Below are 19247 nucleotides of genomic sequence, written 5' to 3' on the forward strand. Positions count from 1 at the left end.
CCCACATATATCGCGCTTCCCGCTGCCCCATGGGACTTCCACCGCAAGGCAGCTCTTCGTGAACTACCCATTGGAGGTCCCTTGAGTTGCACAAGCATCATAGCGCGCTGGGGCTAGCGACCGCCCTTCGTCCGGTTCAGCCGGTCACGCTCATTCGTCCGCACGCCGCAGAGCGTGCCGCCCGCTTCTTCGTGGAGAAGTTTCCGGGGCGGTCACTCTATGCGGTCAAGGCGAACCCCTCACCCGATCTGCTCCAGATCCTGTGGGATAGCGGAATCACGCATTACGACGTCGCCTCGATTTCCGAGGTGCGGATGGTTGCGAAGACGCTGCCCGAGGCCGAACTGTGCTTCATGCACCCGGTCAAGGCCGAGGAAGCGATCCGCGAGGCCTATTTCACGCACGGCGTGAAGACCTTCTCGCTCGATTCGCTCGAAGAGCTGGACAAGATCATGCGCGCGACGCGACATGCGAGCGACCTGACGCTCGCCGTGCGGCTGCGCGTGTCGTCGGACCATTCGAAGCTCAGCCTGGCGTCCAAGTTCGGCGCCGCGCCGTCCGAGGTGTCGGAATTGCTGATGGCAACCCGTCAGGCCGCCGACACACTGGGCATCTGCTTCCATGTCGGCAGCCAGGCGATGACGCCGCGCGCCTATACCGAAGCGATGGAGCAGGTTCGCGCCGCGATCGTGCAGGCGGCGGTCACCGTCGACCTGGTCGATGTCGGCGGCGGTTTCCCCTCGGTCTATCCGGGCATGGAACCGCCGGCGCTCGAAGCGTATTTCGCCGCGATCCATGCCGCGTTCGAGGATCTGCCGATCAGCTATTCGGCTGAGCTCTGGTGCGAACCCGGCCGTGCGCTCTGCGCCGAATATGCGAGCCTGCTGGTTCGCGTCGAGCGGCGGCGCGGCGACGAGCTCTACATCAACGACGGCGCCTATGGCGCACTCTTCGATGCGGCGCATGTCGGCTGGCGCTTTCCCGTGAAGCTGATCCGCGAGGATGAAAGCGACACGCGCAATATGGCCTTCAGCTTCTATGGGCCGACCTGCGACGATCTCGATCATATGACCGGCCCGTTCATGCTGCCCGCGGACACCGGAGCCGGCGACTATATCGAGATCGGCATGCTCGGCGCCTATGGCTGCGCGATGCGCACCGCCTTTAACGGCTTTGGCGAGGTCGGCACGGTGATCGCGGAGGACGAGCCCATGGCCAGCCTCTACACCCTTGTCGAGGAACCCCGCCGCAGCTCGGTGGTGACGCTCAAGCGCAACTGAGTTTCGTTTGACGACTGAAACGGTCTGAAGCACCCTCTCCTTCATAACGAAGGAGGGGTGTTTTCCTATGAAGAGCGAGATCCTCGCGCCCGTCGTGGCGCTGGTGCTGTGGTCGCTGGTGATGTGGGTGTGGATGTATGCCACACGCATTCCCGCGATGCAGCGGCTGAACGTCAAGCTGGATCCGACGGTGCCGCCCGGTACGCTGACCGCGATCCTGCCGCCCGATGTCCGCTGGAAAGCGGACAATTACAATCATCTGATGGAACAGCCGACGATCTTCTATGCGATCGCGCTGACCCTGGCCCTGCTCGGCGCCGGCGACGGCCTGAACGCCCAGATCGCCTGGGCCTATATGGGCCTGAGGGTACTCCACAGCCTGGTGCAGGTGACGGTCAACCAGATCATGGTCCGTTTCGTCGTCTTCGTGCTCGGTACTCTGGTGCTGGCGGCGCTCGCGGTTCGTGCGGCGTTGATCGTGTTCTAGAGTCTGTCCGGTTCAGATTGAACCGGACAGACTCAAAATTTCCTTATTGACCGTGATTTCCGAGCCGGCAGGTGATTCCACCTGCCTCGAAATCACTCTAAGCGCCGCCTCCGCTCAGCGCACGAACGCAGCCGCCAGTTCGACATGCGTCGACCAGCGGAACTGGCCGACCGGCGTGATCCGTTCCAGCCGATAGCCACCGGCGACCAACAGCCTAGCATCGCGCGCGAATGTGGCGGGATTGCACGAGACATAGGCGATGCGCGGCACCTTCGATCCGGCCAGCGCCTTGACCTGCTCTTCGGCGCCGGCGCGGGGCGGATCGAGGATGATCGCGCCGAAGCGATCGAGTTCGGCCGTCGTGAGCGGACGGCGATACAGGTCGCGATGCTCGACAAAGACCGGACGGAGCGCGCGCCCGGCAGCCGATTTGAGCGCACCGGCCGCATCGCGCGCAGCCTCTGCGGCGTAAACCTTGCGCGGGCCGGCCAGGGCCAGGGCGAAGGTGCCAAGCCCCGAGAACAGGTCGGCAACCATTGGCGCATCCCCGACCGCGTCGATCACGGCAGCGGTCAGCACCCCTTCCCCGTCCGCGGTCGCCTGGAGGAAGCTGTCATGCGGCAGATGCACGGGCACGTCGCCAAGCGTCACTGTCGCCGGATCGGGCTCCCAGCGCGTCTGGGGGCCATATCCATCATCGATCGCAAACCGTGCCAGCGCATTCGCCGCGGCGAAGGCGGTCAGCGCCTCGCTGGCGGCGAGGCCATCGGCCTCGATGCCGTCGATCAGCAGGTCGACGCCCTGATCGGCCAGCGTCATCCTGATATTCGCCACGCGCTTGTCGCGCAGAACATGCCCGAGCAATCCACGCAGCGGCGCGACGAGCGCGAACAGGGCGGGATGCAGCACCGCGCAATCGACCATGTCGACGATACGATGGCTGGCACCGGCATTGAATCCGATTAGCACGCGCTTGCCTCGCCGCTCGGCCCTCAGGCTGGCACGGCGCCGTGCGCGCGGCGGGGAGAGATGGACGGATGCCATATCGGGCGCGGCGATATCCTGCGCCGCCAGGCCGACGGTGATGCGATCGCGGACGAAGCCGGCATAGCTCTCGTCATCGAGATGCTGAAGCTGACAGCCGCCGCATTCGGGAAAATGCGCGCATTGCGGCAGATTATGGTGGTTTCCCCTCAGGATGACACCATCCGACGTCACGGCGTCACCGGGCGCGGCAAAGGGCACGAAACGCCCATCGGCGGTTACCCCGTCGCCGCGTGCGGCGATACGAACGATTTCAGAAGCTTCGGTCATCGCCCCACTTAGAGCGTGATCGATTGCGGTGGAAGCGCTTTGCGCTTCCGTCGAAATGCGTGAAATGCCGGTTCGGCGAAGCCAGTCAGGCTCTTTTCAAAGGGCCGAGACATTGCGTAAGCGCGCCGGAAAGTTGTGGTGCCAGATCGTCGGCAATGAATGCCGGGCCGGCACGGCGGGCAGCCTCGGCATGGAGCCATACGCCCGCGCTTGCGGCGGCGAACGCGTCCAGTCCGCGTGCGCGCATGGCCGCGATGATGCCGGCCAGCACGTCTCCGGTACCCCCGGTCGAGAGCCAGGCCGAATTGGGCGGTGCGACCGCGATCTGGCCGTCGGGTGCGGCGATCACGGTGTCGGGGCCCTTGTGGACGACGACGGCGCCCGAACGCTCGGCCGCGGCGAGCGCGCGGTCGACCTTGCTCACGCCATCACTGCTCGCTCCGCCGAACAGCCCTTCGAATTCGCCGTCATGCGGAGTCAGGATCGCCATTGCCGGCAAATCGGCCAGCCGCTCGACCCCGATCCCGCCGACCAGGCGAAGCGCACCGGCATCGAGGATCAGCGGATGCCCCGACTGGAGCGCGGGATCGAGCAGGCTCCGCCCGCAATCGTCCGTCGGCATGCCCGGACCGACCAGCACGGCGTTGATCCGGGGATCCGCCAATCCGGCCGGAACCTCGTCGATCGTGCGGCAGATCAACGCGTCCGGCCCGCCCTGCGCACCATAGAGCCGGACCATACCCGCCCCCGCGCGAAAAGCCGCCGTCGCGGCAAGCCGGGCGGCGCCGGGCATGCCGCCGCCGATCACCATCACCATGCCGCGCGTATATTTGTGATCCTGCGGCCCCGGCCCGGCGAGTTCGGGACGAGCCACCTCATGCCAATGCGTCGATGCCGGCACCCCGATCTCGGCGAGCAGCACAGCGCCGCACAGTTCGGCGGCGGGCTGAAGACGATGCGCGGGCTTCAGCGCTCCGAGCGCAAGCGTCGCATCGAAGCGCGGAACTGGCGCGAACAGCGCACCGGTGTCGGTCTGGAGACCGCTGGGCAAGTCGACCGCGAGACTGAAATGCGCGGCGCGGGCGAGGCTCGCCAGCGGATCGGCCACAGCGGGATCGAGCGGCCGCGACAGGCCGGTACCGAACAGCGCATCGATCAGCACCGGCGCGGGCGCGGCATCGGCGATCGGTTCGACCGGTCCGTCCCAGCCGGCGCGCGCGCGGATCGCGGCGTCGCTGCGCGGATCGGCAAGGGCCGCCACCCGCACCCTGGCGCCCCGTGCCTTCAGATAACGCGCCGCGACATAGCCGTCGCCGCCATTATTGCCCGGGCCGCACAGGATCAGCATCGGCCGGCCACCACCGAAACGCCAGGCGGCATCGGCAACCGCACGACCGGCGCGGTCCATCAACATGTCGACCGAGGTTCCGGCGCGAATGGCCCGGTCCTCCGCCGCGCGCATCGCGGCGGCGGTCAGGATCGGGCGTTGAGCGGTCATTGTCCGGCCGCGACGGCGCCGGGCTTGACGGTGGCGGGCAGGCGATAGCGGTTACCGCCCAAAGCCACTTCGATCTCGCGCGGCGAGATTGTGGCGACCGAGGCCTGTTCCGCACCATCGGCGGCAACGACACCGCGACCGTCATTGGCGATCAGCAGCCGCCGAAAGCCGCCATCGGGATGACGGATGGTCAGGATCACCGCGCCGTCCTCGTCGCGGCTCCGCTCGATGTCGCAGGCGCGCAGGAATGCCGTTTCACCGGCGGGCTTGCAGTCGATCTTGCCGTCGTCCGCGGCTTCCGAACGTGCCTGGGTCTCGGCCTGGGCAAGCGCAGACTGATTTGCGGTCGGATCGCCGCTGCACGCACCCAGCGCAGCCGCCAGGATCATCGATGCGGCAACGCCGAAAGCCCGATCAGATATCCGCATAGACATGGGTTTCGGCGCTCGCTCCAGGATGGGTGACCGCGCCCTTATAGGCCGGACCGACATTCTGCGCATAGCGCCACAAGGCACCCGATTGATAGTCGTTGACGCGCGGCCGCCAGTCGGCGCGCCGTGCGGCGAGCACGTCATCCGCGACCTCGAGGTCGATCGTGCCGGCCTCGGCATCGATCGTGATGATGTCACCATCTTCGATCAACGCGATCGGGCCGCCCTCGGCGGCTTCGGGACCGACATGGCCGATGCAGAATCCGCGCGTCGCGCCGGAGAAACGGCCATCGGTGATGAGCGCGACTTTTTCGCCCAGGCCCTGGCCATAGAGCGCGGCGGTGGTCGACAGCATCTCGCGCATGCCGGGGCCGCCCTTCGGCCCCTCATAGCGGATCACCACCACCGATCCTTCGCGGACCTGGCGCGCCTCGACCGCGGCAAAGCAATCCTCTTCGCAGTCGAACACCTGGGCCGGACCGCTGAACGTGAGGCGATGCATGCCCGCCACCTTCACGATCGCGCCATTGGGCGCCAGGCTGCCGCGCAGGCCGACGACCCCGCCGGTCGGCGTGATCGGCGTGCGCGCATCGTAGATCACCTTCTGATCCGGGTTCCAGGTGATCTCTTCGATATTCTCGGCAAGCGTGCGCCCGGTCACCGTGAGGCAATCGCCATGGAGCAGGCCCTCGGCCAGCAGGGTCTTCATCAGCATGTAGACGCCGCCGGCGTCATGCATGTCCTTGGCGACATAATTCCCGCCAGGCTTCAGATCTGCCAGATAAGGCGTTGATTTGAATATCTCCGCAACATCGAACAGGTCGAATTCGATCCCCGCCTCATGGGCCATTGCGGGCAGGTGCAGGCCGCCATTGGTCGATCCGCCCGTTGCCGCCACGATCCGCGCCGCATTCTCGAAGGCTTCGCGTGTGCAGATGTCGCGCGGGCGGATATTCCGTGCCAGAAGCTCCATCACCTGACGGCCGGCGGCGCGCGCGATCTCATCGCGCGCCTTGTAAGGTGCAGGCGCCATATTGCTGTTCGGCAACGACAATCCGATCGCCTCACCGACACAGGCCATGGTGTTGGCAGTATATTGACCACCACAGGCGCCGTGCCCCGGGCATGCCGCCTTCTCGATCGCTTTCAATTCCGACAGCGGACACGAGCCCGAGCTGTAGCGCCCCACCACCTCGAACACATCCTGCACCGTCAGGTCGCGGCCCTGATAGGTGCCGGGGAGGATCGAGCCACCATAGACGAAGATCGACGGCACGTTGAGCCGGATCATCGCCATCATCATGCCGGGCAACGACTTGTCGCATCCGGCAAAGCCGACCAGCGCGTCATAGCAATGGCCGCGGACCGACAGCTCGATCGAATCGGCGATCACTTCGCGGCTGACCAGCGAGCTTTTCATGCCCTGATGCCCCATGGCGATGCCGTCAGTTACGGTGATCGTGTTGAAACGCCGCGGCATGCCGCCCGCCTCGTTCACACCCTCGCGACAGATATTTGCCTGTGCATCGAGCGCGGTGTTGCAGGGCGCGCTGTCATTGCCGGCGCTCACCACACCGACGAACGGCCGGGCGATCTCTTCCTCGGTCAGCCCCATCGCATAATAATAGCTGCGGTGCGGCGCACGCTCCGGTCCGACCGACACATGGCGGCTGGGGAGTCTGGATTTGTCAAAAACATGGGTCATGGCGCAGGCCTATTTCCTCAAAAGGACGATTCACGCAAGTGTGTTGCGCGTATTTGCAATTATAGGTGCGAGAATTTCAGCCCATCGCGCCACGCCGGCCGCGTCGGCAATCAGGTCCTGGCGGACCTCCAGCCCCAGATAGGCCAATCCCCTGCCCTCGCCATGGCGGTTCATCGTCGCGTTCAACACCTTGCCCGAATAGGGAAAATTGTCTCCCGTGGCGACGCCGGCGGCCTCCAGCAACGGAATCGCGGCGCGCGCGGCGCGCTCGTCCCGATTGTAGAGCACACCGATCTCCCAGGGGCGCTGCTGGTCCGGATCGCTGGTCAGACGCGGCGTGAAGCTGTGGAGCGAGACGAGCATGCGTGGACGAATCTCGCCGACGACCCGATCGATCGCGGCATGATATGGTCGCCAGAAACGCTCGATTCGCGCGTCGCGATCAGCATCGCCAAGATCCGCATTGCCGGGAATCGCATGGCCGTCGCTCGCACGCGGGATCAGGCCTGGCGCATCCTCCTCCCGATTGAGATCGATGACGAGCCGCGAAACGGTGGCGAGCAGCGCCGACGCGGAAAGCCGATCGGCGAGCAGGTCGCACAGCGCCTCCGTACCGATATCGATCGCCATATGCTGGTCGAGCAATGCCGGATCGATACCGAGCGCGATGTCGTCGGGCACATGGTTGGATGCGTGATCGACGATGATCAGCAGGCCCGAATCGGGATCGCCGGCGACGAAACGCGGGTTCAAGCGCCGAAATCCGGCGAACGCCGCGCGCGCATGGCCGCGATCCCCTCGGCAAAATCGGCGCCGTCGAACGCGCGCTCGAAATCCTCGTCGAACGCGGCCCCCGACCGCTCGCCCCCTGCCGCCGCGGCAATGGCGCGCTTGAGCAGCGCGACGCTGGCCGGGGAGGATTCGGCGCACAGCGCGGCCAATGTGCCGACGGCGCCATGCGCACTATGGGCGGTCAATTCGATCAGGCCGATGCGATGCGCCTCGTCGGCGCCGATCCGCTCGCCCGTCAGCATCAGGCGGGCGGATTGCCCCGGGCCGACCAGCGCCACCAGCCTGGCGACATCTTCCTGCGGATAGCCGATACCCAGCCGTGCGGGCGGGATCGAGAATTGCGCGGCATGGCCGGCAACGCGCAGGTCGCATGCCATGACGAGCGCGACGCCTGCGCCGAAGCAGCCGCCATCGATCGCAGCGATCGTCGCGGCGGGCAATCGGGCAAGCCGATCGAGCGCATCGCACATCGCGCCGCGCATCGCGGCTTGCCCGGCGGAATCGCCCGGAAGCGCCTCCAGCTCGACCAGATCGGCCCCTGCGCAGAAGATGCCGGTGGTCGCGGAGCGTATGATAACCGAGCGCGCGCCGTCCGCCACCGCCCGCTCGGCGGCCTCCGCGAGCGCGGACCAGTCGGATGTCCGGATAGCGTTACGCGCCTCGGGTCGGTTCAGGCTGATGCGGGCGACACGCCCGTCTTGCGCAAGATCGAACATGTCTTCGTCTCTGCCTTTCCGTGCGGTGATTGTCACGCCTATCGCAACGCCGCCGACAACTGCCAATAGCCGGGCCAGCGCGCCGCAATCGCCGCCGCAGCCCGGTCGCGCGCGCCGGCATCGGCGAACAGCGCGAAACAGGTCGCGCCCGAGCCGGACATGCGCGCAAGTGTCGCCCCCGGCGCCTCTGCCAACGCGGCGACGAGCCCACCGATTTCCGGAACCAGCGCGATCGCGGGCGGCTCCAAGTCGTTACGCCCGGCACGCGCGGCGGCGAGCGGCGCGCCATGTGCGAGCGGGCCACGGTCGATCCCGTCCCACCGCTTGAAGACGGGCGCGGTGGCGAGCGCAATGCGCGGATTGACGAGCAGGATTGGCACGCCGAAAAGCGCCGCATCATCGAGCAGGTCGAGCCGGTCACCGCGCCCCTCCCCCCTGAGCGTTCGGCTTTCCAGGCAGGCGGGGACGTCGGCACCGAGCCCCGCGGCGATCCGCATAAGCAGCGCGTCATCCTCGATGGCCCAAAGCCGGGCGAGCAGGCGGAGCGCCGCGGCGGCATCGGCAGAACCGCCCCCGATTCCAGCCGCAACGGGTAGTTGTTTATCGAGCGCGATCCGCGCGCCCCGGTCGGGTGCGGCTTCATCGCGAAGCGCATGGGCAGCGCGCAGAACCAGATTGTCGTCCCCATTCGACAATCCGGCTGCGAAAGGACCGGTGATCGTCAGCGAGAGCCCGTCGTCGAGCGTCGCCGTCAGGACGTCACCCGAATTCGCGAAAGCGAACAGGCTTTCGATGTCGTGATAGCCATCGGCACGACGGGTGCGGACATGAAGTGCGAGATTGACCTTCGCCCAGGCGGTTTCGTGCATGGTCGATCCGGTCAGGGCGCCGGTGGGCCGAGATCGATCTTGGTGCGCAACCGTTCGGATCCCGGCCCGTCGGCACCGAGCAAGGCCGCGCGCCATGCATAGCGCGCATCGATGCGCCGGCCCGCCGCCCAATAGGCGTCGCCGAGATGCTCGTTGATGGTCGGTTCATCGGGCTGGCCCCGCACCGCGCGCTCCAGCGTCTCGATCGCCTTGGGCAAATTGCCGCGGACATAATAGGCCCAGCCGAGCGAATCGGTGATCGCGCTGTCCTTGGGGCGCAATTCGCTCGCCCGCCGGATCAACCGCTCGGCCTCCTCCAGATTCTCGCGCCGCTCGAGCTGCGCATAACCCAGATAGTTGAGCACCGCAGGCTGGTCGGGTGCAAGCGCCGCCGCCTTGGCCAGCGCAGGCTGGGCATTGGCCCAGTCGCCAGCCTGTTCATAGGCGCCGCCCTTGAGCAGCCACAGGGTCCAGCCCGGCTCGGTTCCATCCTTGCCGGTCAGTTCGATGGCGCGCGCATAGGATTGGGCGGAGTCGGCATGACGACCCATACCGCTCTGCACGCCGCCAAGCCTGATCCAATCCTGCGCGGTGGCATCCCTGGCATGCGCCGCACGCGTGGCAAGGGCCAGCCCGGCATCCCCCTCGCCGCGTTCGGCGAGAAGCTGGACGCGCGCATCGTTGACGCGTGAAACCCACGGGCCCTTGGGATTGACGCGATCGAGCGCGCCCAGCGCCCCGGCGCTGCGGCCGTCGGCGGCCAGCATCGACGCGGCGAGCAGGTTGACCGCATCGCTGCGCGGATCGAGCAGCCCCGCGATGCGGACGAGCGACAGCGCAAGCGGTGTCGGCTGCTGTCGCTGGATATCCTCCGCCAGCCGCACCAGCAGCAGGGATGCGCCGGCCGAAGCCGTCACCACGGCTCCCGGAAGCCTACGCTTCGCCGCAAGGCCATGCGCGGCATGCAGGTCGACATCGTCGGCGCTCAGCAACGACAGCGCCGCATCGCGATCGCCCAGCCCCGCCAATCGCGAGGCCGCGGCGATACGGACCGCGTCGCGCGAGATGCCGGGGCCGCCCCCGCTCATGGTGCGCAATATCTCCACGCCCTCGACCTTGCCCTCGGCAAGCAGCAGCAAGGCGCGCTGCTCGCCGCCATAGGCGGCGGTGAGGCCCGGAAGCCGCCCCTGGAGCCGTGCGGCCGACGGGCCGTCCCCGGCGCCGAGATCGACCCAGGCGCGCAGGATCGGCGCGAGGAACTCGAATGCCTGCTCCTCCTCGATCCGGTCGATCGCGAGCCGCGCCCTGGCCCAGTCGCGCGTGGCGATCGCTTCCGCGGCAAGCAGCAGGCGGCCTTCGGCCGGCAGCACGCCGCGCGCATCGAGGAGCCGCGCCGCGCGCGATGCCAGCGCCATATCCCCCGCCGCCATCGCGCCGCGCCAGGCCCGCAACGCCAGAGCCGAATCGTCGGGCTGCTGGGCCAGCAGCGCGGCATAGCCGGGCGCGGCCTGTTCGGGCGCGCCCGCCGCATCGGCCAGCCGCGCGCGGACATAATTGCCGATCACTTCCGCATCGCCACGCGTCGCAGCGGCCGGCGCGACCGCGCACACACTCAGCAGCAATGCTGCGGCAAGGCGACTACATGTTCGGATAATTGGGGCCCCCGCCGCCCTCGGGCACCACCCAGTTGATGTTCTGGGTCGGATCCTTGATGTCGCAGGTCTTGCAATGCACGCAGTTCTGCGCGTTGATCTGGAAGCGCGGATTGCCCTCGTCCTGCCCGACGACCTCGTAGACGCCCGCCGGGCAGTAACGCTGCGCGGGTTCGTCATAGAGCGGCAGATTGTAAGAGATCGGGATATCCGCATCCTTGAGCGTCAGATGGATCGGCTGATCCTCCTCATGATTGGTGTTCGACAGGAACACCGAGGACAGCCGGTCGAAGCTGACAACACCGTCGGGCTTGGGATAGTCGATCTTCTCGCACTGATCCTTGCGCCACAATTTCTCGTGATCTGGCGTATGACCGAATGTGAAGGGCAGCCCGATGCCGAGCTGACGCATCCACATATCGGCGCCCGCGATCAGCGTGCCCGCCGTGCCGCCGAACTTGGCGACCGCCGGCTCGACATTGCGGACCATCTTGAGTTCCTTGGCGATCCAGCTCTTCTCGAGCGCCTCTGGATAGACGGTCAGTTCGTCGCCGGCACGCTCGGCCGCGATCGCGTCGAACGCCGCCTCGGCAGCCAGCATGCCCGACTTCATCGCGGTATGGCTGCCCTTGATCCGCGGCACGTTGACGAAGCCGGCCGAGCAGCCGATCAGCGCGCCGCCCGGGAAAGTCAGCTTGGGCACCGATTGCCAGCCGCCCTCGTTGATCGCACGCGCGCCATAGGAAACGCGCTTGCCGCCCTCCAGGATGGCGCGGATCGCTGGATGCGTCTTCCAGCGCTGGAATTCCTGGAACGGCGAAAGGTGCGGATTCTTGTAGGAGAGCGCGACGACGAAGCCGAGCGCGACCTGGCCATTGGCCTGATGATAGAGGAACCCGCCGCCCCAGGCATCGCCGAGCGGCCAGCCCTGGGTGTGGATCACGCGGCCGGCCTCATGCTTGGCCGGATCGATATCCCAAAGCTCTTTCAGGCCGATTCCATAGACTTGCGGCTGACAATTCGCTTCGAGATCAAAGATCCGCTTGAGCTCCTTGGTCAAATGACCGCGCACGCCTTCGGCGAAGAAAGTGTATTTCGCATGGAGCTCCAGGCCCGGCTGATAATCGGGCTTGTGCGTGCCATCGCGCGCCACGCCCATATCGCCGGTCGCGACACCCTTCACCGATCCGTCCTCGTTGAACAGGATCTCCGCCGCGGCGAATCCGGGAAAGATCTCGACGCCCAGCCCTTCGGCCTGCTCGGCCAGCCAGCGGCAGAGATTGCCGAGCGAGCCGGTATAGGTGCCCTTGTTGTTCATGAAGGGCGGCATCAGGATATGCGGGAATTCATATTTGCCGTTGGCCGTCAGCACCCAGTGATGATTCTCGGTCACCGGGGTCTGCGCAAGCGAACAGCTCGATTTCCAGTCGGGCAGAAGTTCGTCGAGCGCCTTGGGGTCGACGACCGCACCCGACAGGATATGCGCGCCGATTTCCGAACCCTTTTCGAGCACGCAGACCGAAATCTCGCTGCCCGTTTCCGCCGCGCGCTGCTTCAGACGGATCGCCGCGGCGAGGCCCGCAGGCCCTCCACCGACGATCACCACGTCATAAGGCATCGATTCCCGTTCGCTCATTCCCGTCCCTCCGGGCGGGCCGCGCGATTCCTGTCATCGCATGCGTGCCACGCCTTGCCAGAACTGCGGTGCATGAAGATTGACCGCCTCGTCAACCTTGGACTCTAAGGGGCATATGCGAGTGGGGGACGATATTTTGAACATTCCGGGTGCGTTGAGCGTGCTCGACTGGTGGCGCGAGGCCGGGGTGGATGTCGCCATCGCCGATGCGCCGCGCAATTGGCTGATCGAGCCGGCCGCCGGCGCCCCGGCCCCGGCCGCGCCGCAGCCCGTTCAGGCACCCATTCCGACGACGCTCGCCGCCTTTCGGTCGTGGATCGAGAGCGAATCGTCGCTGCCCGATGGTTCGCGACCGGGACACCGGTTGCTCGCCGAAGGTGATCCGGCATCGAATCTGATGATCCTGATCGACATGCCCGAACCGCAGGACGGTGCCGCAGGGCGATTGCTGTCCGACGAGACTGGCCGGCTGTTCGATCGCATGCTCGCCGCGATCGGGCGCGATCGCGCCTCAATCTATCTCGCCTCGCTCTATCTGACGCGCCCCGCGGGCGCACGGATCGACCCGGCCGTTCTGCGCGACATGGCCGAGATCGCGCGTCGTCACATCGCGCTTGCGGCGCCAAAAAGGCTGCTTTTGATGGGCCAGGCGGCCAGCCGTGCAATTCTCGGGACGGAACTGGTCGAGATTCGGGGCAAGTTACGTATCATTAACCATGGTGGAGCCAATGTGGAGACGATCGCGAGTTTCGCGCCGCGTTTCCTGATCCAGAATCCAACCCGCAAGGCGGACGTGTGGAAGGATCTGCGGCTCCTCACCGGGGGTATCGAGATTTGAAGTTGAAGTTTCTGCTTGGCGCCACGTTGCTGTTTGCGTCCGTCGCACCCGCACTGGCGGCCAGCGAGACGCTGCAGCGTGCGTCCGCGAAATCCGCGCGCGCCGCTTTGCCGCCCCAGCTGACCGCCGAGGAGCGCGAAGGCTATCGCGCCGTGTTCGCGGCGATCCGCGGACAGAAATGGGCCGATGCGGCGGCGAGGCTCGATGCGATGAAGCCCGGCCCGCTCCATTCGGTGGCGCGGGCCGAACTCTATCTGGCGAAGGGTTCGCCCAAGGTCGAGCTCGACCCGCTGATGGCGCTGGTCACGCAGGCACCGGACATGCCGCAATCCGCGCAGCTTGCACGCCTCGCCACGACACGCGGTGCGACCGAACTGCCCGCCATCCCCACCGCTCAACGCCTGATCTGGCTGGGCAGCCGTCCGCTTCGCCAGCGCGCCTCGACCGTCAAGGACGACATGGCGGCCGCGGCATTAGGGCAGAAGATCCTGCCGCTCATCAAGAAGGACGATCCGGCGTCCTGCGAAATGCTGATCGACGGCGCGGCGGCGACGCTGACCCCGGCCGCGCTGACCGAATGGCAGCAGCGTGTCGCCTGGTCCTATTATCTGACCGGCAATGACCGTGCGGCGCGCACGCTTGCCGCCAAGGCGCAGGCCGGCACCGGCGAATGGGCGGTCCATGCCGACTGGGTCGCCGGACTGGCGGCCTGGCGCGAAAAGGATTTCCAGGCAGCCCGGACAGCGTTCGAATCGGTCGCGGCGCGCGGCGAGGACAGCGAGATGCGGGCCGCCGGCCTGTTCTGGGCATCGCGCGCCGACGTGGCGCTGGGCGAACCGCAAAGGGTGCAGGCGCGGCTGCGCAACGCGGCGCGGATGGACGAGACCTTTTACGGCCTGCTCGCCGCCGAAACGCTTGGGATCAAGCGGCGCGAGCAATCCGCGCCCGATCTCGTCACTGCCGACTGGGGCCGGCTCCAGCGCAAGACCAATATCGTCACCGCGATCGCGCTTTCCGAAATCGGCGAATTCAAGCTGGCCGACGATGCGATGCGCCATCAGGCGCGGATCGGCGGACGCGAGGATCATGCGGCGCTGGTGACACTTGCCGAGCGTCTCAACCTGCCCGAGACCCAGCTCTGGCTGGCGCATAACGGCCCGGCCGGCGCCACCCCCGGCCCCCGTGCACGTTATCCAGCACCCGACTGGACTCCCGATGGCGGCTGGCGCGTCGACCGGTCGCTGCTGTTCGCCCACGCGCTCCAGGAATCGAACTTCCGCCGCGACGCGGTGAGCCCGGCAGGGGCCTATGGCCTGATGCAGATCATGCCCGCCGCCGCGCAGGATATTTCCCGCCGCAAAGGCACCAGCTGGTCGCGCGAATCGCTGACCAGCCCGTCGACCAATATGGAATATGGGCAGGCGCATCTCGAGGCGCTGCGCGATTTCCCGGGCACCGAAGGGCTGCTGCCCAAGGTGATCGCGGCCTATAATGCCGGCCCGGCGCCGGTACGCGACTGGAATGCCCGCAACATCGATCGCGGCGATCCGCTGCTCTACATCGAATCCATCCCCTATTGGGAAACGCGCGGCTATGTGACGATCGTACTGCGCAATTACTGGATGTACGAACGCAATGCGGGCGAGCGCGCCGGCAGCATGACCGCATTGGCACAGGGCCTGTGGCCGCGCTTTCCCGGCCTTCCGGGCGCGACCGCGGTGCGGATGGACACCGGCACCAGGACGCCCAGTGCCGATTGACGAGACGGCGCCGTTCCTGCCCGTCAGGATCGCCGTCCTCACCATTTCCGACAGCCGCACGCTGGAGGACGACCGTTCCGGCGATACGCTGGTCGGGCGGATCGAGGCGGCTGGCCATGTCGTGGCCGAACGCGCGATCATCCGCGACGAGATCGACCTGATCGTCGCCCGCCTTCATGCCTGGATCGAGGATCCCGACGTCGATTGCATCGTCACGACGGGGGGAACGGGGGTCACGGGCCGCGACGTGACGCCCGAGGCGCTCGACCGGCTCGGCGGCAAGGCGATTCCCGGTTTCGGCGAATTGTTCCGCTGGCTGAGCTATCAGTCGATCGGAACCTCGACCATCCAATCCCGCGCCGCCGCGACGGTGGTGCGCGGCACCTATATCTTCGCGCTGCCGGGCTCGACCGGGGCGGTGAAGGACGGATGGGACGGCATATTGGCAAGCCAGCTCGACAGCCGGCACCGCCCCTGCAATTTCGTCGAACTCATGCCGAGACTGATGGAACGCTGATCAAGGTCCGATCCGGACGGATCGAACCCTGCAAGCCCCCTGCCCTATTTCTTGGAGGTTTCGGCCTTTGCCGGCGTCTCCAGCTCGGCGAGGTAATCCGAGAAATCCGAAGACACGCTGGCATACCATTCGAACATGTCGATGAAGTTCGCCCGCGAGACGCCGCCGACCAGCGTATAATAATAGTCGATGACGACGTCCTTGTCCGAATCATAGACGGCGCGGATCATCTTCCAGCCATTATTCCATGCGTTCATCGTCTCCGCATTCGCGCCCTTGGGCTTTTCCCACCAGGCGGTCAGGCGAATATTCGAGCATCCCTTACCGGGCTCGCAATCGTTGAAGTAGATCGAGATGTTGGTGCCGTCCGCGGCGGAGGCGATATAGGTCGAACCATCGCTGCCGGTTTCGATCTTCGCTTTGTACCCCTCGGCCTGCAGAACCTCCGCAAAGGATTTGATATCGTCGCCCTTGAGCGTCTCGGGCAGCGCGACCGCGCCCGCTATCGGCTTGGTCTCGACCGCGAGGGCCGGTGACGCGCCGAGCAGTGCGAGCGAGGTGAGAATTCGAATACGCATGAACATGTCCCCGGTTACACGGCCACAGTGACGCGCCCGCGACGCTCTTTCAAGCATCGCATTTGTTCTTGATATGTTCCATAAAGCGGCGCATCGTGCGGTGATGGATGCAAGGCTCCGCCCCGCACGCGGCGCAACGCTCAATCGGGAGAGCACGCGCTTCAACCTGCCCTCGACCGAAGCCGATGGCGACTGGCTCGATGCGCGCGCCGATATCGACGGCGATATGCCGAAGCTGCGGACCGTGGTGACGGTCGAGCGGCCGAAGACGATCATCGCCCGCAACCAATCGCCCGATATCGGCTTCGACCGTTCGATCAATGCCTATCGCGGCTGCGAGCATGGCTGCATCTATTGTTTCGCACGTCCCACCCATGCCTATCACGATCTGTCGCCCGGGCTCGATTTCGAAACGAAGCTGTTCGCCAAGCCCGATGCAGCAAAGCTGCTCCGCGCGGAACTCACGAAGCCGCGCTACAAGGTCGGGCCGATCGCGATGGGCACCAACACCGACCCGTATCAACCGATCGAGAGCGACTGGCGGATCACGCGCAGCTGTATCGAGGTGTTGGCGGAAACGCGGCATCCGCTGATGATCACCACCAAGTCGGATCGCGTGGTGCACGATATCGATCTGCTTGCCGACATGGCACGGGACGGGCTGGTATCGGTGATGGTGTCGATCACCTCGCTCGATCCCAGAGTGGCAATGACGGTGGAGCCGCGAGCGCCCCGCCCTGCAAAGCGGCTCGCTGCGGTCAAGGCGTTGAGCGAAGCGGGTATTCCGACGATCGTCTCGATCGCGCCAGTGATCCCGGCGATCACCGATCACGAACTGGAACATATCCTGGAAGCCGCGGCGGACGCGGGCGCAGCCCACGCATCCTATATTCTGGTCCGCCTGCCGTTCGAGGTCGCCCCTTTGTTCCGCGCCTGGCTGGATACCCATTTCCCCGACCGCGCCGGCAAGGTGATGGCGATCATCCGCGAGATGCGCGGCGGGCGCGACAATGATCCCGATTTCCACAGCCGCATGCGGGCGCAGGGGCCATGGGCCGATCTGCTGCGCACACGCTTCAAGATCGCCTGTCGCAAGACCGGGCTCAACGACCGTCATTGGCTGAAGCTGCGGACCGACCTGTTCAGGCCCCCCGAAGGGGCTCAGCTGCGGTTGTTTTAAGCCCTCCGTGTCATTCCCGCGAAAACGGGAATGACACGGGGATGATCAGGCAGCTGCCAGCTTATAGTCGCGATACTGCTCCCGCAGCGCCGTCTTGAGCAGCTTGCCGGTCGCGGTGTGCGGCAGGCTGTCGACGAACACGATCTCGTCGGGCAGCCACCATTTCGCGACGCGGCTGGACAGGAACGCGAAGATATCCTCGGCGCTGACCGTGCTCCCCGGCTTGCGGATGATCAGCAGCAGCGGTCGCTCGTCCCATTTCGGGTGATAGATGCCGATCGCCGCGGCCTCCTGGACCCCGGGGCAGCCGACCGCGGCGTTTTCGAGTTCGACCGAGCTGATCCATTCGCCACCCGACTTGATCACATCCTTCGAGCGATCGGTGATCTGCATCGTCCCGCAGGGATGGATCACCGCGACGTCGCCGGTGTCGAACCACCCCTCGGCATCGATGCAGTCGCCGCTCTCGTCCTGGAAATAACGTTTGATGATCCACGGCCCCCGCACCTGCAGCCGGCCCGAGCTGGCGCCGTCGCGCGGCTGGATCACGCCCTCGTCGTCGACCACGCGCAGTTCGACACCGAACGGCACGCTGCCCTGCTTGCACACCTGGTCGACCTGCTGCTCGAAACTCAGATCGTCCCAATCGGGCGGCGGCGCGCCCATCGTGCCGATCGGCGAGGTTTCGGTCATGCCCCAGGCATGGCCGACACGGATCCCCATCTTCATCAGCCGCTCGACCATCGCGCGCGGCGCGGCCGACCCGCCGATCGTGACCAGCTGAAGATATTCGGGCTTTTGTCCGGTGGCATCCATGTGCTGGAACATGGCGAGCCACACCGTCGGCACGCCCGCCGAATGCGTCACCTTCTCCTCGTTCATCAATTTGCACAGCACCGCGGCGTCGTTGACCGCCGAAAAAACGAACTTGATGCCGGCCAACGCACCGGCAAAGGGCAGTCCCCAGGCGGCGGCATGGAACATCGGCACGATCGGCAGCGCGACCGAACGCGGCTCCAGATCGAATACGGGCGGCGACACTTCGGCCATCGCATGGATCATGGTCGAGCGATGCTCGTACAGTACACCCTTTGGATTGCCGGTCGTTCCGCTGGTGTAGCAGAGCATGCAGGGCTCACGCTCCGGGCCCTCGACCCAGGTATAATCGCCATCCTCTTCCTCGATCAGCGCCTCGAAACCGTCGGCGCCGTCCGAATCGAAGCAGACATAATGGTCGATGGTCGTCCATTGCGCCTTCAGCCGATCGACGACCGGCTGGAACGCCTTGTCGTAAAGGAGAACGCGGTCCTCCGCATGGTTGCAGATATAGACGAGCTGTTCGTCGAACAGGCGCGGATTGACGGTGTGGATCACCCCGCCCATCCCGATCACGCCATACCAGGCGGCCAGATGCCGGCCATGGTTCATCGCCAGCGTCGCAACGCGATCGCCACGCTTCACGCCCATCTTCTCCAGCGCCTGGGCAAGCCGGCGGGCGTCGTGCGCCACCCCGGCCCAGTTGCTGCGCGTCGTCGTGCCATCGGCCCAATAGCTGACGATCTCGCGCGTGCCATGTTCGCGCGCGGCATGATCGATCAGCCTGGGCACGCGCAGCTCGAAATCCTGCATTCCGCCGAGCATTCATCTCTCCCGAATCTCTATTTCCGCGACTTTATCGCCATTTTTGCAGGATGCGTGAAGCATCTTGCAGCCCTTGCGCGTTCAACAGGGGAAGGAGAGCATATAATGGCGACCCAGCCATCCGAACCGCACCCCGACAGCCCGCCGCCGGAAGAGCCCGTGCGGACGCCCGACGAGATCGTGCCGGGGCAGGGCGACGTCGATCATCCGGACTCGGTTCCCACCGAGACGCCGGCCACACCCGAACAGGCCCCCGACGAGATCACACCCGATCAGGGCGATACCGACGCGCCCGACGCGATACCCGCGGAACAGCCTGGAACGCCAGGTGCGGATCCCCGCGTTTCATAAGG

18 protein-coding genes are annotated in these 19247 nt (G+C 66.1%); 7 read left to right on the top strand and 11 right to left on the bottom strand.

Annotation, left to right across the window (positions count from 1 at the left end):
* The first annotated feature begins 86 nt into the window (after positions 1 to 86).
* Together AC3WN8_RS01325 and AC3WN8_RS01330 are read left to right on the top strand one after the other, a co-directional pair.
* Positions 87 to 1280 carry a type III PLP-dependent enzyme gene (locus AC3WN8_RS01325; protein WP_492667567.1) on the top strand — a complete coding sequence of 398 codons (1194 nt, stop codon included), beginning with the start codon at positions 87 to 89 and terminating at the stop codon, positions 1278 to 1280.
* A 67-nt stretch (positions 1281 to 1347) separates the two neighbouring features.
* Positions 1348 to 1767 (top strand): MAPEG family protein, encoded by a 420-nt coding sequence (locus AC3WN8_RS01330; RefSeq protein ID WP_492667568.1) that lies wholly within the window; start codon positions 1348 to 1350, stop codon positions 1765 to 1767.
* 114 nt (positions 1768 to 1881) lie between these two features.
* Here AC3WN8_RS01330 and AC3WN8_RS01335 read toward each other — a convergent pair whose 3' ends face one another.
* The 9 genes from AC3WN8_RS01335 to AC3WN8_RS01375 form a co-directional block, all read right to left on the bottom strand.
* Positions 1882 to 3081, bottom strand: coding sequence for a class I SAM-dependent RNA methyltransferase (locus AC3WN8_RS01335; protein WP_492667569.1), 1200 nt, complete (start codon positions 3079 to 3081; stop codon positions 1882 to 1884).
* An 85-nt stretch (positions 3082 to 3166) separates the two neighbouring features.
* On the bottom strand, positions 3167 to 4579 hold the full coding sequence (locus AC3WN8_RS01340) for an NAD(P)H-hydrate dehydratase (protein WP_492667570.1): 1413 nt from the start codon (positions 4577 to 4579) through the stop codon (positions 3167 to 3169).
* Complete coding sequence (locus tag AC3WN8_RS01345) at positions 4576 to 4968, bottom strand: hypothetical protein (protein WP_492667571.1); 393 nt, start codon at positions 4966 to 4968, stop codon at positions 4576 to 4578. The genes AC3WN8_RS01340 and AC3WN8_RS01345 overlap by 4 nt, the downstream gene beginning before the upstream one ends.
* A 25-nt stretch (positions 4969 to 4993) precedes the next feature.
* Entirely contained in the window at positions 4994 to 6715 is a 1722-nt protein-coding gene (gene ilvD / locus AC3WN8_RS01350) for a dihydroxy-acid dehydratase (protein ID WP_492667572.1), read from the bottom strand.
* 30 nt (positions 6716 to 6745) lie between these two features.
* Positions 6746 to 7468: an N-formylglutamate amidohydrolase gene (locus AC3WN8_RS01355; RefSeq protein ID WP_492667573.1), complete on the bottom strand. Its 723-nt coding sequence runs from the start codon at positions 7466 to 7468 to the stop codon at positions 6746 to 6748.
* Complete coding sequence (locus AC3WN8_RS01360) at positions 7465 to 8223, bottom strand: enoyl-CoA hydratase/isomerase family protein (RefSeq protein WP_492667574.1); 759 nt, start codon at positions 8221 to 8223, stop codon at positions 7465 to 7467. Before AC3WN8_RS01360 ends, AC3WN8_RS01355 begins: the two co-directional genes overlap by 4 nt.
* A 38-nt stretch (positions 8224 to 8261) precedes the next feature.
* A complete protein-coding gene (locus tag AC3WN8_RS01365) occupies positions 8262 to 9092 on the bottom strand; it encodes a 4-(cytidine 5'-diphospho)-2-C-methyl-D-erythritol kinase (RefSeq protein ID WP_492667575.1) in 831 nt (276 codons plus the stop codon).
* A gap of 11 nt (positions 9093 to 9103) precedes the next feature.
* On the bottom strand, positions 9104 to 10714 hold the full coding sequence (locus AC3WN8_RS01370) for a tetratricopeptide repeat protein (RefSeq protein WP_492667576.1): 1611 nt from the start codon (positions 10712 to 10714) through the stop codon (positions 9104 to 9106).
* 16 nt (positions 10715 to 10730) lie between these two features.
* On the bottom strand, positions 10731 to 12380 hold the full coding sequence (locus AC3WN8_RS01375; protein WP_492667577.1) for an electron transfer flavoprotein-ubiquinone oxidoreductase: 1650 nt from the start codon (positions 12378 to 12380) through the stop codon (positions 10731 to 10733).
* 121 nt (positions 12381 to 12501) lie between these two features.
* Here AC3WN8_RS01375 and AC3WN8_RS01380 point away from each other — a divergent pair, with 121 nt between their 5' ends.
* From AC3WN8_RS01380 to moaB, 3 genes are read left to right on the top strand one after another with little or no spacing between them, the layout of a single operon-like run.
* Positions 12502 to 13218, top strand: a complete 717-nt coding sequence (locus tag AC3WN8_RS01380; RefSeq protein WP_492667578.1) for a uracil-DNA glycosylase family protein — start codon at positions 12502 to 12504, stop codon at positions 13216 to 13218.
* A gap of 2 nt (positions 13219 to 13220) precedes the next feature.
* The gene (locus AC3WN8_RS01385; protein WP_492667579.1) at positions 13221 to 14978 is read left to right on the top strand and encodes a lytic transglycosylase domain-containing protein; all 1758 of its coding nucleotides are present in this window, start codon (positions 13221 to 13223) and stop codon (positions 14976 to 14978) included.
* Positions 14968 to 15495, top strand: a complete 528-nt coding sequence (moaB, locus tag AC3WN8_RS01390) for a molybdenum cofactor biosynthesis protein B (RefSeq protein WP_492667580.1) — start codon at positions 14968 to 14970, stop codon at positions 15493 to 15495. The genes AC3WN8_RS01385 and moaB overlap by 11 nt, the downstream gene beginning before the upstream one ends.
* 44 nt (positions 15496 to 15539) lie before the next feature.
* Here the strand turns inward: moaB and AC3WN8_RS01395 are convergent, their stop codons facing one another.
* The gene (locus tag AC3WN8_RS01395) at positions 15540 to 16073 is read right to left on the bottom strand and encodes a YbjN domain-containing protein (RefSeq protein WP_492667581.1); all 534 of its coding nucleotides are present in this window, start codon (positions 16071 to 16073) and stop codon (positions 15540 to 15542) included.
* A gap of 73 nt (positions 16074 to 16146) precedes the next feature.
* On the opposite strand from AC3WN8_RS01395, the gene AC3WN8_RS01400 reads away from it, so the two are divergent.
* Positions 16147 to 17253: a PA0069 family radical SAM protein gene (locus tag AC3WN8_RS01400; RefSeq protein WP_492667582.1), complete on the top strand. Its 1107-nt coding sequence runs from the start codon at positions 16147 to 16149 to the stop codon at positions 17251 to 17253.
* 45 nt (positions 17254 to 17298) lie between these two features.
* Here AC3WN8_RS01400 and AC3WN8_RS01405 read toward each other — a convergent pair whose 3' ends face one another.
* On the bottom strand, positions 17299 to 18894 hold the full coding sequence (locus tag AC3WN8_RS01405; RefSeq protein ID WP_492667583.1) for a long-chain fatty acid--CoA ligase: 1596 nt from the start codon (positions 18892 to 18894) through the stop codon (positions 17299 to 17301).
* A gap of 105 nt (positions 18895 to 18999) precedes the next feature.
* Between AC3WN8_RS01405 and AC3WN8_RS01410 the strand changes: the two genes are divergently transcribed.
* Positions 19000 to 19245 (top strand): hypothetical protein, encoded by a 246-nt coding sequence (locus tag AC3WN8_RS01410; RefSeq protein ID WP_492667584.1) that lies wholly within the window; start codon positions 19000 to 19002, stop codon positions 19243 to 19245.
* The last annotated feature ends 2 nt before the right edge of the window (positions 19246 to 19247 follow it).

Source organism: Sphingobium sp. FW305-3-2-15-F-TSA7 (assembly GCF_058787155.1).